The sequence below is a fragment of the Pseudomonas crudilactis genome, assembly GCF_013433315.1.
Classification (GTDB): Bacteria; Pseudomonadota; Gammaproteobacteria; order Pseudomonadales; family Pseudomonadaceae; genus Aquipseudomonas; species Aquipseudomonas crudilactis.
Genome location: NZ_WXVV01000006.1, coordinates 15,012 through 29,435, shown reverse-complemented (window position 1 = coordinate 29,435; position 14,424 = coordinate 15,012). Strand labels below are relative to the sequence as shown.

Sequence of the window (14,424 nt, the reverse complement as noted above, 5' to 3'; positions counted from 1 at the left end):
GCGTAAACACCGGTGACGGTCATAATTGCCGCTTAATCCTCGCCTGCTTCACTCGCCTTTTTTATCCATGGAGCACCCATGCACGTACTGGTTTGCGAAGACGATGAGCTGATCGCCAGCGGCATCGTTGCCGGTCTTACGGCTCAAGGTTTGACCGTCGAGCACGTCAACACCGCGTCGAAAGCGCGGGCGATGCTCAAAGTTGCCGAATTCGACGTGATGGTGCTCGATCTCGGCTTGCCCGACGAAGATGGCCTCAAGTTGCTGCAACAACTGCGGCAGAGCGGCCTGGAGATTCCGGTGCTGATCCTGACCGCGCGCGACTCGGTGACCGACCGTGTCGATGGCTTGCAGGCCGGGGCCGACGATTACCTGCTCAAACCGTTCGATCTGCGTGAACTGTTTGCCCGTCTGCAAACCCTGTTGCGCCGGGTGGCCGGGCGCAGCGTCAACCTGATCGAGCACGGCGCACTGACGTACGACCCGAGCAGCCGCGAAACCAGGTTGGCCGGCAAACCGGTTGACTTGTCGCGGCGTGAACAATCGCTGTTGCAGGCGCTGCTGCACAATCGTGGCCGGGTGCTGTCCACCGAGCAGTTGAAAGACAGCGTCTACGGCTTCAACGATGAACTGGAAAGCAACGCGCTGAACGTGCACATCCATCATCTGCGCAGCAAACTGGGCAAAGGCATCGTCGAAACCGTGCGCGGTCTGGGCTATCGCCTCGGCCCGGCCGATGCTGGAGAGCAAGACAAGTGATGAGCCTGCGACTGCGCCTGAGCCTGACCCTCGGCGCTGCGTTTGCGCTGATCTGGGCGCTGGCGGCGGCCTGGATGCTCAGTGACTTGCGCAATCAGATGATGTTTTCCCTCGACCAGCGGCTGGTAGCCTCGGCGCGCATGGTCGCCGGGCTGCTGGAACAGTTGCCGACTTTGCCGAGCAAAGGCGAGGGCACCCATTTCAGTGCCGAACAACTGAATATCCCCGGTGGCATGGCCTGTCAGGTCAGCTCGTTGCGCGGGGAAATTCTTGCGCGCAGCCACAACAATCCCGAACAGGCGCTGGAAGCCGAGAAAATGGGCTTCCATGACCAGATGATCGACGGTGCACCGTGGCGCAGCTTCACCCTCGCCCGGGGCGATGTGCGCATCACCACGGCCGACCGGCAGATCGAGCGCGAGGCGCTGAACATGTCGATTCTGCTGGCGGCCTCGGTGCCGGTGGGCGTGGCGTTGCTCGGCTGCCTGTGCCTGTTGTGGCTGGGCATCGGCCAGGGGCTGGCGCCGCTCAACCGTCTGCGTGAGGCGCTGATGCGGCGCAATGCCGACTCACTCGAACCGCTGCAGATCCAGACCTTTCCCAGCGAATTGAAGCCGCTGCTCGAAACACAGAACCAATTGTTCCAGCGCATCGGCAAGACCATTGAGCGTGAGCGCCGTTTGACCGGTGACGCGGCCCATGAACTGCGCAGTCCGCTGACGGCGATCAAGACCCACCTGCAAGTCGCGCGCATGACCGATGGCAGCGCCCGCGATCAGTCGCTGGCGCGGGCCGAGGAGGGGGCCGATCGCTTGCATCGCACCCTCGAGCAATTGCTATTGCTGGCGCGGGTCGAGGGCAGTCTGTCGTTCGATGACGGTTCGCAATGCAGCGCCGAGCAGGTGGCACGCCTGGCGATTCAGGACGCCACGGGAGGCGAGCGCCTGCGCATCAAACTGCAACTGCCGGCTGAGCTTTCTGCTGCTCCGCTACAGATGCCGGCCGTGCTGTCGATTGCGGCGCTGCGCAATCTGCTCGACAACGCCCTGCGTCATACCCCCGAGGACTGTGCGGTTGAGCTGAGTCTGGAAACCATTGGCAACCGTGTACGTTTTGTCGTGCGCGACCACGGGCCGGGGATTGCGCCGGATGACTTGCAACACCTGACCCAACGCTTCTGGCGCAACGGCCAGAGCACCGGTTGCGGCCTCGGCCTGGCGATTGTCCAGGCGATCGTTCAGCGTTGCGACTGCGCCCTGCATTTCGACAGCCGCCCGGATGGCTTGCGGGTCGAGCTGACCATGCCGTTGCAGCCTGTCTGATTCCAGCACAGCCTGTGTAGGAGCTGCCAGACACATCAAATGTAACTTCTAGACGTTCGCTATCCGGCTGGGGTGGGGGTAAGGTCGACGCAGCTTTGACTCAATGGATTGAGGGAACTGCGCCATGGAAGCACTCATCTGCATTCGTCCGGCCAAACTGGCCGACGCCGGCATCATCAGCCGCATCATCGAGCGTTCTATCCGTATCGGTTGTGCGCTCGACCACCGTAACGATCCGCCACTCGTCAGCACATGGATCGGCCAGCAATCGGCCGACTTCATCAGTGTGCGGCTCGCCGACCCGTTGTTCTACCTGTGTCTCGCTTTGCTTGAGGAAAAACCGGTCGGTGTCGGCATGGCCCAGGCCGGTGGCGACATTTCGTTGTGTTACGTGCAGCCGGAATCCTTTCGGCGCGGCGTCGGGCGGGCGCTGATGCAGGATCTGGAAGGCTGGTTGCGGGTTCGCGGAGTGCTTCACGCTGACCTCAACAGCACGCGCACCGGCCGCGCTTTTTATCGGCGTCTGGGTTATCGCGAGTCTGCGCCGCCCTTCGAATACCAAGGCTTGCAAACCCTGCCCATGCACAAGCCGTTGGCATTGCCGGGCTGACAACTCGATCACGGGCTAAATCCTCGGGCCCCTTAAGCGTTTCCAGAACAGGAAAACCTGCAAGTGCGCCCCGTGATCGGAATGCGCACCTGTCCGGTGTGCTGTTTTGGTCACTATCCATAGCCAATTGAGGGGTCGAGAGATGTCAGTCGCCACCAGCCTTATCGAAGAGTCGTCGGCCCGGGTTACTTCGGCGCCGGCCGAAACGTTGTACCAGTTCAATGAATCGCCATTGCTGGCCCGTCAGGCTCAACAGGAATCCAACGCGCGCAGCTATCCACGGCGCATTCCGCTGGCCCTGAAGCGCGCCAAAGGCTTGTATGTCGAAGACGTCGAAGGGCGCACCTTCATCGACTGTCTGGCCGGTGCCGGCACGCTGGCGCTGGGGCATAACCACCCAGTGGTGATCGAAGCGATCCAGCAGGTGCTGGCCGATGAATTGCCGCTGCACACCCTCGACCTGACCACGCCGGTCAAGGATCAGTTTGTCCAGGATCTGTTTGGCCTGCTGCCTTCCGCCCTCGCGGCTGAAGCGAAAATCCAGTTCTGCGGGCCGACCGGCACCGATGCCGTGGAAGCGGCGCTGAAGCTGGTACGCACGGCGACCGGGCGTAGCACCGTGCTGTCGTTCTCCGGTGGTTATCACGGCATGAGCCAGGGCGCGCTGAGTCTGATGGGCAGCCTGGGGCCGAAAAAGCCGTTGGGCGCCTTGCTCAGCAATGGCGTGCAGTTCATGCCGTTCCCGTATGACTACCGTTGCCCGTTCGGCCTCGGTGGCGCAGCAGGCGTGAAGGCCAACCTGAGTTACCTGGAAAACCTCCTCAACGACCCCGAGGCCGGCGTGCAACTGCCCGCTGCGGTGATCGTCGAAGCGGTGCAGGGTGAGGGCGGCGTGATTCCGGCGGATATCGAGTGGCTGCGCGGCTTGCGCCGGATCACCGAGAAGGCCGGTGTGGCGCTGATCGTCGACGAGATCCAGAGCGGTTTCGCCCGTACCGGCAAAATGTTTGCCTTTGAACACGCCGACATCACCCCGGATGTGGTGGTGTTGTCCAAAGCCATCGGCGGCAGCCTGCCGTTGGCCGTGGTGGTCTATCGCGACTGGCTCGACACCTGGCAACCGGGTGCGCACGCCGGCACCTTCCGTGGCAATCAGATGGCCATGGCTGCCGGTTCTGCGGTGATGCGTTATCTGGTTGAGCACAAGGTCTGCGAGCACGCTGCTGCCATGGGTGAACGCCTCAGCGAGCACCTGCGCATCCTGCAACGCGACTTCCCGCAACTGGGTGATATTCGCGGTCGTGGCCTGATGCTCGGCGTCGAACTGGTCGAGCCGAACGGCACACCGGATGCGCTCGGTCATCCACCGGCGTTTGCGCGACTGGCGCCGCTGGTACAGCGCGAATGCCTCAAGCGTGGGTTGATTCTGGAACTGGGCGGTCGCCATGGTGCGGTAGTGCGTTTCCTGCCGCCGCTGGTGATTACCGCTGCCGAAATCGACCGTGTCGCGGAAATCTTTGGTCGAGCTTTGGCCGCTGCCACTGCGTCGCTGTAAATTTTTCGCCGCGCCGAACGTTCTTTCTACATACCCGGCTGCACCCCGCGTGCAGCCCACCCTTACAACGATGGAGAACCAGCATGACGTCAGTATTCGACCGCGAGGACATCCTCTTTCAGGTCGTGGTCAACCACGAAGAGCAATACTCGATCTGGCCGGATTACAAAGCCGTGCCGCAAGGCTGGCGCACCGTGGGCAAGAGCGGCCTGAAAAAGGAATGCCTGGCCTACATCGAAGAAGTCTGGACTGACATGCGTCCGCTGAGCCTGCGCCAGAAGATGGAAGGGCAGGCCGCCGCGCAGTAAGCGGCCGGGCAAGAAAAAACCCGCTGGACTGGAAACAGTCAGCGGGTTTTTTCTTGCCCTGGATTTGTGTTGGCTGGTCTGGCCTCATCGCGAGCAGGCTCACTCCTACAGGGAGAACGCATTCCAAATGTAGGAGCGAGCCTGCTCGCGATGAACGATAACGCGGTCCGGCTGGAACTAAGCCCCGCTCAAACCCTTCAGCAGCAAATCCACATTGCCTTCCAGCTCTGCCACCGGATCCGCCGCATCGGTACTCAACACCACCAGACGACTACCCGACTCGGTGATCGCCGCTTTCACCGGCTCCGACGGCTGCCGATGATACAGCACCACCGCCACCTCATTGTCCTTCAGCGTTGCCGTGAGTTTTTTCAGATCATCAGCCGTCCACTCCGCATCCGGCCGTGGATCCTCGCCGATCAGCTCCAGATTGAGGCTGCCGATCAGGTAGCCAAAGTGATCGCTCAGACTCATCACACTCAGATTGTCGGCGTTGGCCAGTCGCGCTTCGCTATCGGCGCTGAGCTTCAGCAAACGTTGCTTCAACGTCGCCAGATTCGCCTCGATCGCAGGCTTGGCACTTGGTGCCAGGCGCACCAGATCCGCCGCCAGCACATCCGCCATGCGTCCCATGTTGTTGCTGGCCAGCCATGGCTGACTGTTCAAGCCATCGACCTTCAGATCCGGTTGTACGGCAATGCCCGGCAGGGCACCGTCGACCGGGCGCGCCGCATCGACTTCAACGATGCGGATATTGCTGCGGCGGGCAATCGGGTACAGCTGATCATCCGGCCACAGCGAGCGCACACCAATCACGGCATCGGCAGCAGTGGCCAGTTTGCTCAATGCCGGAGCGCCGCGCCCTGTGAAGTAGGCACTCTGACGACTGCCCGGCAGGTTCGCCGGCGCCGCCCGTTCAAGATTGACGTCGGTGCCTTTGAGCAGCGCTTCCGCCAAGCCAAAGGTGATGGGCAAGGAGGCCAGCACCCGCAGCGGTCTGGTGTTTTCGGCAGCCAGCAACGGCGTGCAGATCACGCCGCACAGGGTCATGGCCAGGGTCAGTTTGCGCAGTGAAAAAGTCATTTATCCAAGATTCCCTTTCAGGCTCGGGACAACCCCGCGCGCGATGGCGGCGAGGGCGAAAGCGATGCCGGCGACCAGAATGATCGCGGCGCCGGACGGAATCGGCAGATCGAACACGATGGGCGCCAGAATCCCGCACAGCGTACTGACCGTGGCGATCACTACCGAGCACCAGAAGAAGCCCTTGAGCGACTGGCTGAGCAAACGCGCCGCCGCCGCTGGAATCACCAGCAGTGCACCGACCAGAATCGCACCAATGACTTTTACTGCTGCCACGGTGATCAGCGTCACCAGAATCACGAACAGATAATCCAGGGTCTTCACCGCCACCCCGCGCACGGCCGCCAGTTGCGGGTTGAAACTGGCGAGCATGATGCGGTTGTACAGCGGCAAGGCGAGGGCCATGACCAGCGAACCGACAATGGCCAACACCGCCAGATCGTTGCCATTGACCGTCAGCACTGAGCCGAACAACACGTTCTCGAGAATGTGCACATTGATCTTGCCCGCCAGAATCAGCAGCAGACTCGCGCCCAGTGCCAGCGACACTGAGAGGAACACGCCGATCAAGGTGTCCGGCGCCAGACCAGTACGGTTGCGCAGATAATTGAGCAGGATGCCGAACAACAGGCAGTAACCGAACAGGCTGCCGTACGGTCCGGTGTAAGGCTCGCCAAGCAGAATGCCGATGGCCACACCGGTCAGCGCCGCGTGGCCCACCGCTTCGGAGAAAAACGCGAAGCGCTTGACCACCACCAGCGTCCCGAGGCCGCCGAGTACCGGGCCGATCAGCAGCCCGGCAAGTAGCGCATTGACCACAAAACCGTAGGCCAGCGCTTCCGGCAGATAGCCGGACGAGGCCCAGCCCTGCACCATCAAACGAAAGGCTTCGTAACTCATCAGGCAGCGCTCCGTGGATGGGTGGAAAACAGCGTGAGCAGACGTTCCGGGGTCAGCGCCTGTTGTGGCGTGGCGTCGAACAGCACGCGACGGTTCAGGCCGGTAACGCGACTGGCCAGACGCCCGACCGCTTCCAGATCGTGCTCGATCCACAGCACCGTGATGCCCGCCGCACGCCAGTCATTGAGCAGGCGCTCGAACACCTGAATCCCGGCTTCATCGAGGGCTGACATCGGCTCATCCAGCACCAGCAGTTGCGGTGCCGGAATCAAGCCTTGTGCAAGCAGAACACGCTGCCGCTCACCGCCGGACAACGCGCCCATGCGCCGCTTGCGTTTGTCCTGCATGCCGACGCGTTCCAGCGCTTCGCCAATGGCACCGGCGTAACGCTTGCTCAAACCGAGAAACGCCGGGCGTCGTTGACACATGGCGGCCATGAAATCGTCGACGGTCATTGGCAGGCCGCGATCGAACTCCAGCGCCTGCGGCACATAACCGATGGTGCCGGGTTCGCCGGGCCATTGCAGGCTGAGCTGGCCCTGATGTGGCATCTGCCCGAGCAGGGTCTTGATCAGTGAACTCTTGCCGCCACCGTTGGGGCCGACCAACGCGTGTACGCTGCCGGGCTGCACCTGGAAGGTGACCTTGTCGAGAATGGTTGTGCGGCCGAGCGTCAGACTGACTTCCGCAAATTCCAGCGTCGGCCCACAGGGGACTCGGTGTTTTCGGGGGAAAGGTTTTCTCTGGAAGTCATGCGCCAGACTCCTGAATCGCCCGCACCACGGTGTTGAGGTTGCCGGTCATTTCCTTTTCGTACTTGTCGGCGGTGTATTCGCCGTAGGAAATGTGCGACAGCGGGTACAGTTTGACGCCGGATTCACGCTGAATCGTTTCGACGTAGGTGGAGGGGAAATCCATCTCCGAGAAGATCACTTTCACGTCCAGTTCACGCAATTGGTCGATGGTCTTCTTCAACTGGCTTGGGCTTGGCTCGATGCCGTGGGCCGGTTCAACCACGGCGGTCACTTCCAGGCCGAACTCACGCAGCAGATAGTCGTAAGCGGCGTGCACTGTGGCCACGCGCAGTTCGGCGTTCGGCGCTTGAGTCAGTTTGGCCAGCGCGTCGGCGCGCATTTGCCGCAGGCGTTTGCCGTAGGCGCGGGCGTTCTGGGTGTAGGTCTTGGCGTTGTCCGGATCGAGTTTGCCCAGTTCGCGAGCGATGTTGTTGACCTGAGCGATGGAAGCGCTGATCGACAGGAACGTGTGCGGATTCACCACTTTGCCGGCGCCGCGTGCGGCAACGCCGGTGGCAGCCAGCAGCGGCACGTTCTCGTTGGCTTCGATGGTTTTGATGTTCGGCGTTTCGCTGGCGGCGATCATGCGGTCGGCGAAGTCGTCATGACCGACACCGTTGAGCACGATCACATCCAGCCCGCTGATGCGTTTGATGTCCTCGGCGCGCGGCTCGTAGGCGTGCGGGTTGAAACCGGCAGGAATCAGCGGCACTACCTCGGCCTTGTCGCCAACGATGTTCGCCACATAGCTGTAATAAGGGTGCAGGGTGATGCCGATGCGCAGGCGTTTGGCCTGATCGGCGCTGGCCAGTGGACTGAGGAGGCAGGCGCAGAGGCCGAGCAGGAACAGACGCAACAATGGACGGCGAGGCGATGAAATAGACATGGGCAAGCGGTCTTCTCTCGGATGAGGGCGAGGAATCAATGGCGATGTTCGCGGGTAACCCCGGCATCGTATTGCGCGACGATCTGTTTCCAGCCGGCGGCGGACAGCGCGGCTTCGGTCAATTCGGTGGGCGCTTGCAGGCTGGCATCGCGGTTGAGCCAGATGTCCGCAGCGGCCTTGTCATCGCTGCTCAACAGCATGACGAACGAGCCGGCGATGGCCGGGTTTTGGCTATGGCCGAAATAGGCCGTGTTCGCCAGTAGCTGCCAGGCATGACCACCACGGCTGACCGAACTCGCGTCCTGGGCAAACGGCGCGAAGCCTTCGTCGGCCAGATTCTGCGGCGTCGGCAGGGCTTGCTGTTCTTCACGCAGCAAACGGATTTCGTCGAGGGTCACTCGCAAGTCGGCGTAGATGCCTTGCTCTGAAGCGCTGAGGTCGCGGCGCGCGTCGAACTGGTGGCTGGCGACGGGATCCGGTTCATGGGAAACCCCACGCCACGCGACGACAGAGCCGGCGACCGCGAGGATCAACAGGCACAACAGCAGGACATTGAGGGTTTCATGGCCGGCACCGGCCGGGCGCACGATTTGTGTGGTTGGCGTACTCATGGGGATTCGATATCCGCTTGGTCTATTTCAACCACGTGGCCTGGGCCTGCGTCGAACAGCACATAGAACTCGGCGCCAGGTTTCTTGAATGTCAGGGTCGAGTCGCTGCCAAGCTTGCCCGGCACCAGAATGGTTTCGTCGTAGCCGATCACATCCAGAGTCACCCCCGGCGCACCGCTGCCGTCGGAAAAGCCACCGGTGCATTTGATCTGCTCGGCATCGATGGCTTTGCATTCGCACATCGGGTTGTGGGCGAGGGCGCCGGCGCTGAAGCCGGTGCTCAGCACCAGCAGCGCAGCACTGAGGTGCAGGCGCAAAGGGCGGTGAGAGCGGGTCATGGTTTGGCTCCTTGTTTGTTCAGCCAGGCGATGGTGGCGGGGGAGGCCTGACTCAGGGGAATCGAGGCTTGATGCATGCTGCCGTCCCAGCCTTCCATGGTGATCCACAGTTCGGCGTCGGCCGGGGTTTTTACCGGGACCGGCAGTTGCGTACCCATGCGGTAAGGCGTGCCGAAGAAAATCACCCCGGCGGCGCGCAGGCTGCGCGGTTTGCCGATACGCAGGTAAGTTGCCTTGACCGGTTCGACACAGGCCGTGCACAGCGCGGCGCTGAAGGCTTTCAGGTAACCGGCGGGACCGTCGGAGCGTGGCGCTTCATTGCGCAGTTCGGCCAGACGCAGGCTCCACGGGCCGACCTGTATTTCACCGATTTCACGCTCGCCCAGGCCGGCGTCGCCGCGAAACAGCGCCGCGTCGGCGAAGTATTTGGGCATGAATCCCAGTGGGATCAGCAACAACAGAACGTTGATGTGAAAGCGCCATTTGTGCCAGAACAGGTTCAGTCGTGAAGGCTGAGGGGCGGTGGTGATCTTGCTCACAGGCTGGCCTCCGAAGGTTCACGGTTGAGGAGTGGTTGCGCATTGGCGCGTTGCTTCTTGTTCTCGCGCTTGAGCGCGTTGGCGGTGGCCAGGGCGGTGCGTTTGGTCCAGATCAACAAACCGCTGAGCACCATCATGCTCAGGATCAACCCGAAGAAGAACCAGATCAGCTTGATCCACAGTCCACCAAAATCACCGGTGTGCAGCGGGCGCATGGATTCGGTGACAAATTCCAGCGAGGAGCGGTCGGACAGCACTCGAGAAGACGCCATATCGCCGCTGTAGGGATTGAGTGTTGCACTCTGGAACATCAGGGGATACCAGCCGCGACCGCGGATATCGAGGTGGCTGTAGGCATTGAACGGCATGTTGATGTCACTGGCTTCCAGCCCGGGGATTTTTTGCTGGGCGATTTCGATGGCGCGATCCAGGTTGATCCGGGCGGGTGGCAGACCATCGGCAGTCAATGGCACGCTGTCACGGGCCATGGCTGGAATGATCGCTTCGCTGGAAATGGAAATGTGGTTGTCGGACAGCACCGCTTCAATCAGAAACCAGGTGCTGGTGATGGAAATCACCGCGATGAACCAGATCGACCAGATACCGCTCAGGCGATGGAAGTCACCCCAGAAAATCCGCGCACCGTGACGAAAACGCAGCGTTGGGCTGAAAAAACCTTTCCAGAACCGTTTATAGACCACCAGCCCGGTAATCAGCGATGCCAGCAGCGGAAAGCTCAGGGCCGATACCAGATACCAGCCCCAGCTATAACCGTTGGTGAAAGGCACCAGCCACCAGCCATGCAGGGCGCGGGTGAATGCCTGGAAATTGAATTGCGGTGCCGTACCCTGAATAACACCCGTATACGGGTTGACGTAGGTCACCAACGATCGCCCGTCCGGATAGCTGAGCGTGACATCAAGAGCGAAATGGGATTCGTCCGGGCGGCTGATGCGTTGCACCAGTGCCAGCGGTTCTGCGGTTTTGATGGCCGTTATGATTTCCTCATAACCGAGTCGCGGCGCATCGTCCGCTGGCTGGCTGGCACGCATCTGCGGGTTGGCCAGCCAGACGATCTCCTGACTGACCACCGCCAGGGTGCCGGTGACGCAGACGATCAGGACAAAGAACCAGATCGGTAATGCCAGCCAGCTATGAACGAGGAACCACAGTTTGGAGCGGGATTTCTTCGACATGATTGCGCGTCTTGATAGCGGTGAAAGGGCGCGTAGCTACGGGCTTCGCAGCACGGGAGTCCCCGGAAGACCGGACGTGGCTTTTGCCTACGCGAACGGCCTGCATCTCTATAGGACGGATGAGCGAGGTAAATCCCGAAAGGTGATATGAAAGCAAATGTTTCCCAATTCCCCGATCACCACAAATCCCCTTGCTCGCGAAGGCGCCGGGTCAGTCACTTCATCCGTTGCCTGATCCACCGCTTTCGCGAGCAAGCTCGCTCCCACAGGTTTTTGCTGCGTGCATGGGATCAAACACGATTCATGATCCACGCCATCACTGTCAGGCAATTGATGGCGGCTGCGCGCTGCCTATGATGGAAATCACCCTGATTGCCTGAGTGAGCGCCCTGATGACCGCCAGAACCCTCTACGACAAACACATCGATTCGCACACGGTGTGCCGCCTCGACGATCAGGGCCATGTCCTGTTGTACATCGATCGCCAGGTGATCAACGAATACACCAGCCCGCAGGCCTTCAGCGGTTTGCGCGCGGCCAAGCGCGATGTCTGGCGGCCGGGCACGGCGCTGGCGGTGGTTGATCACGTCAACCCGACCACGCCTGTGCGCATCGCGGCAATGCCTGATGCGGGCGGCGCGCGGCAAGTCTCGTATCTGGCGGAGAACTGCCGGGACTTTGGCATCGAGTTGCTGGACATTCTCGATAAACGTCAGGGCATCGAACATGTGATCGCGCCGGAGCAGGGTTTCATTCTGCCGGGCATGGTCATCGCTGCTGGCGACAGTCATACCACCACCTATGGCGCGCTCGGCGCCTTCGGTTTCGGCATCGGCACGTCCGAGATCGAGCATTTGCTGGCCTCGCAGACGCTGGTCTACAAATGTCTGAAAAGCATGCGCGTGACTGTCGACGGCGATCTGGCGCCGGGCCTGACCTCCAAAGACGTGATCATGGCCCTGATCGGTCGCATCGGCGCTTCCGGGGCCAGCGGTTACGCCATTGAGTTCTGCGGTTCGACCATCAATGCCTTGAGCGTTGAAGCGCGCATGACCATCTGCAACATGGCCGTCGAGGCCGGCGCACGTGGCGCATTCATGGCGCCGGACGAAAAAGTCTTCGCCTATCTCAAGGGCAAGCCACGCGCGCCGCAAGGTGGGCTTTGGGAACGGGGCGTGAAGAAGTGGCGCGAACTGCGCAGTGATCCGGGCGCGGTGTTTGACCGCGAGATTCATCTGGATGCCAGCGTGCTGGAACCGATGGTCACCTGGGGCACTAGCCCCGATCAGGCCGCCGCCATCGGAGCGCGGGTGCCGGATCCGCAAGCGATCAGCGACCCGATCCTGCGTCAGGACATGCGTCGTGCCCTCAACTATATGGGGCTCGAAGCGGGCATGGCGCTCAGCGATATCGTCATCAGCCACGCCTTTATCGGCTCATGCACCAACGCGCGGATCGAAGACCTGCGCGATGCGGCCAGCGTCGTGCGCGGTCAGCAAGTCGCCGAACATGTGCGGGCGATGATCGTTCCCGGTTCCAGCGAAGTTCGCGCGCAGGCCGAAGCCGAAGGGTTGGCGCAGATCTTTATCGACGCCGGTTTCGAATGGCGGCAGTCCGGCTGCTCGATGTGCCTGGCGATGAACGACGACGTGCTCGCGCCCGGCGACCGCTGCGCATCCAGCACCAACCGCAACTTCGAAGGCCGGCAGGGCGCCGGCGCCCGCACCCATTTGATGAGCCCGGCAATGGTCGCTGCGGCGGCCATCAGTGGTCGACTCACCGATATCCGCCACTTTGGAGAACGCCCATGAGCCTGCAACCTTTCACTGAAGTCAGCGGTCAGGCCGCGCCGTTATTGGCGGCCAATGTCGACACTGACGTAATCATGCCCAAGCAGTTTCTCAAAGGCATTGACCGCCAGGGACTCGATCACGGGCTGTTTTTCGATCTGCGCTTTCTGCGCGATGGCCAGCCCGACCCCGACTTCGTGTTGAACCAACCGGCGTGGCAGGGCGCAAGTTTCCTGGTTGTCGGGCCGAATTTTGGCTGCGGTTCCAGCCGTGAACACGCGGTCTGGGGGTTGCAGCAGATGGGTATCCGCGCGTTGATCGGCAGCAGTTTTGCCGGGATCTTTTACGACAACTGCCAGCGTAACGGGGTGTTGTTGATCACCTTGGAAGAGGCGCAGGTGCAGCGCATCGGGCGGCTTGTCGGTGAGCCTGAGACGGCGCGGATCAGTATCGATCTGGAGGCGCAGCAGATTGGTTTGGCGGATGGCAGCATGATCGATTTCCAGATCGATACCCTGCGCAAAACTGCACTGCTGCTCGGCCTGGATGCCATCGGCAGTACCCTGCAACGGCGCGAACAGATCAAAGCCTTCGAACGCCAACATCTGACCATCAACCCTTGGCTCTCCTGACCCACCACTGATCCCCCTGTAGGAGTGAGCTTGCTCGCGATAGCGGCGGATCAGTCAGAATTGTTGTATCTGACACACCGCTATCGCGAGCAGGCGAAGGCCTACAGGGTTTTGTGTGGTTTCGGGTTACAGCGACAAGCCTTTGAAATGCGCCTGCAAAAACTCCACACACGCGCGCAACTTGCCGGAATGAGCCAGCCGCGTCGGGTACACCGCCCAGACATTGGCGCTCTGGCTGTAATCGTCCAGCACCTGCACCAACCGCCCTTGTTCCAGCAACGGCTTCACATCCCACAGCGAGCGCAACAACACCCCGCGCCCGTCCAGCGCCCATTGCAAAACAATCTCGCCATTGTTGGACGACAACGGCCCGCTGACCCGCACGTTCTCTTGGCCGCCATCGCGATCCAGATTCCAGATACCGAAGGCATTGTCGCGCTCCTTGATCACCAGGCAATCGTGCTGCTGCAGGTCGTCCAGCGTTTGCGGCGTGCCACGCCGTTGCAAATAACCGGGAGCGGCGCACAGCACCCGCCGGTTACTGACCAGACGCCGGCCGATGTGTTGGCCGGGAATGTCATCGCCGACGCGGATCTCCAGGTCGAAGCCTTCGTTGATGATGTCCACGACGCGGTCAAACAGGTCGAGGCGAATCCCCAGTTGCGGGTAACGTTCGGCCAGCAACGACACCGCCGGCGCGACGTGATTGCGCCCGAAACCGAAACTGCTGCAGATGTGCAAACGCCCGCGCGGGCTGTCGTGGGCGTCGCAGAGTTCGTCGTGCAGTTGCTGGAAGTCATCGAGAATGCGCAATGCCCAGCGCTGCACGCGTTCGCCATCCTCGGTCAGCGAGACGCGACGGCTGGTGCGGTGCAACAGGCGAGTACCGAGGGTGGTTTCAAGAATCTGGATGCGTTTGCTGACGTAGGCCGGCGACAGGCCCAATTCATCCGCCGCAGCGGCAAAGCCGTTTTTGCGGATCACGGTAAGCAGCACACGCAGGTCTTCGGGCAGGGGCACGGTGTCTTTCTTCTGGGACATGTCAAAACGAACACTGGCGGCAGAAGCCGCCAGCATAGCACCGGGATCCAGTGGTTCCGG

General features: G+C 61.5%; 16 protein-coding genes. 7 read left to right on the top strand and 9 right to left on the bottom strand.

The window, feature by feature from the left end:
* The first annotated feature begins 78 nt into the window (after positions 1-78).
* The 5 genes from GTU76_RS08285 to GTU76_RS08265 all read left to right on the top strand — a co-directional run bounded on the left by GTU76_RS08285 (position 79) and on the right by GTU76_RS08265 (position 4,554).
* Positions 79-759 carry a response regulator gene (locus GTU76_RS08285; protein ID WP_175553648.1) on the top strand — a complete coding sequence of 227 codons (681 nt, stop codon included), beginning with the start codon at positions 79-81 and terminating at the stop codon, positions 757-759.
* A complete protein-coding gene (locus GTU76_RS08280) occupies positions 759-2,081 on the top strand; it encodes an ATP-binding protein (RefSeq protein ID WP_180698414.1) in 1,323 nt (440 codons plus the stop codon). The genes GTU76_RS08285 and GTU76_RS08280 overlap by 1 nt, the downstream gene beginning before the upstream one ends.
* A gap of 124 nt (positions 2,082-2,205) precedes the next feature.
* A complete protein-coding gene (locus GTU76_RS08275) occupies positions 2,206-2,691 on the top strand; it encodes a GNAT family N-acetyltransferase (protein WP_180698413.1) in 486 nt (161 codons plus the stop codon).
* A 142-nt stretch (positions 2,692-2,833) separates the two neighbouring features.
* Positions 2,834-4,246 (top strand): aspartate aminotransferase family protein, encoded by a 1,413-nt coding sequence (locus GTU76_RS08270; RefSeq protein ID WP_180698412.1) that lies wholly within the window; start codon positions 2,834-2,836, stop codon positions 4,244-4,246.
* A gap of 83 nt (positions 4,247-4,329) precedes the next feature.
* Entirely contained in the window at positions 4,330-4,554 is a 225-nt protein-coding gene (locus tag GTU76_RS08265) for an MbtH family protein (RefSeq protein WP_016985437.1), read from the top strand.
* A gap of 177 nt (positions 4,555-4,731) precedes the next feature.
* Here GTU76_RS08265 and GTU76_RS08260 read toward each other — a convergent pair whose 3' ends face one another.
* The 8 genes from GTU76_RS08260 to GTU76_RS08225 are packed head-to-tail and all read right to left on the bottom strand — an operon-like array spanning position 4,732 to position 10,901.
* Positions 4,732-5,637, bottom strand: a complete 906-nt coding sequence (locus GTU76_RS08260; protein WP_180698411.1) for a metal ABC transporter substrate-binding protein — start codon at positions 5,635-5,637, stop codon at positions 4,732-4,734.
* On the bottom strand, positions 5,638-6,537 hold the full coding sequence (locus GTU76_RS08255; protein ID WP_180698410.1) for a metal ABC transporter permease: 900 nt from the start codon (positions 6,535-6,537) through the stop codon (positions 5,638-5,640). It abuts the gene before it with no gap.
* Positions 6,537-7,298, bottom strand: coding sequence for a metal ABC transporter ATP-binding protein (locus GTU76_RS08250; protein ID WP_180698482.1), 762 nt, complete (start codon positions 7,296-7,298; stop codon positions 6,537-6,539). Before GTU76_RS08250 ends, GTU76_RS08255 begins: the two co-directional genes overlap by 1 nt.
* Positions 7,288-8,217 (bottom strand): metal ABC transporter substrate-binding protein, encoded by a 930-nt coding sequence (locus GTU76_RS08245; RefSeq protein ID WP_034155183.1) that lies wholly within the window; start codon positions 8,215-8,217, stop codon positions 7,288-7,290. Before GTU76_RS08245 ends, GTU76_RS08250 begins: the two co-directional genes overlap by 11 nt.
* Positions 8,218-8,252: 35 nt before the next feature.
* On the bottom strand, positions 8,253-8,828 hold the full coding sequence (locus GTU76_RS08240; protein ID WP_180698409.1) for a DUF6162 family protein: 576 nt from the start codon (positions 8,826-8,828) through the stop codon (positions 8,253-8,255).
* Entirely contained in the window at positions 8,825-9,166 is a 342-nt protein-coding gene (locus tag GTU76_RS08235) for a hypothetical protein (protein ID WP_016985433.1), read from the bottom strand. The genes GTU76_RS08240 and GTU76_RS08235 overlap by 4 nt, the downstream gene beginning before the upstream one ends.
* Positions 9,163-9,705 (bottom strand): hypothetical protein, encoded by a 543-nt coding sequence (locus tag GTU76_RS08230; protein WP_016985432.1) that lies wholly within the window; start codon positions 9,703-9,705, stop codon positions 9,163-9,165. The genes GTU76_RS08235 and GTU76_RS08230 overlap by 4 nt, the downstream gene beginning before the upstream one ends.
* A complete protein-coding gene (locus GTU76_RS08225; protein ID WP_016985431.1) occupies positions 9,702-10,901 on the bottom strand; it encodes a PepSY-associated TM helix domain-containing protein in 1,200 nt (399 codons plus the stop codon). Before GTU76_RS08225 ends, GTU76_RS08230 begins: the two co-directional genes overlap by 4 nt.
* 392 nt (positions 10,902-11,293) lie before the next feature.
* Between GTU76_RS08225 and leuC the strand changes: the two genes are divergently transcribed.
* Together leuC and leuD are read left to right on the top strand one after the other, a co-directional pair.
* On the top strand, positions 11,294-12,712 hold the full coding sequence (gene leuC / locus GTU76_RS08220; protein ID WP_180698408.1) for a 3-isopropylmalate dehydratase large subunit: 1,419 nt from the start codon (positions 11,294-11,296) through the stop codon (positions 12,710-12,712).
* Positions 12,709-13,323, top strand: coding sequence for a 3-isopropylmalate dehydratase small subunit (leuD, locus tag GTU76_RS08215; protein ID WP_180698407.1), 615 nt, complete (start codon positions 12,709-12,711; stop codon positions 13,321-13,323). The genes leuC and leuD overlap by 4 nt, the downstream gene beginning before the upstream one ends.
* A gap of 126 nt (positions 13,324-13,449) precedes the next feature.
* Here the strand turns inward: leuD and GTU76_RS08210 are convergent, their stop codons facing one another.
* Positions 13,450-14,400 carry a LysR substrate-binding domain-containing protein gene (locus GTU76_RS08210; protein ID WP_180698406.1) on the bottom strand — a complete coding sequence of 317 codons (951 nt, stop codon included), beginning with the start codon at positions 14,398-14,400 and terminating at the stop codon, positions 13,450-13,452.
* Between the last annotated feature and the right edge of the window lie 24 nt (positions 14,401-14,424).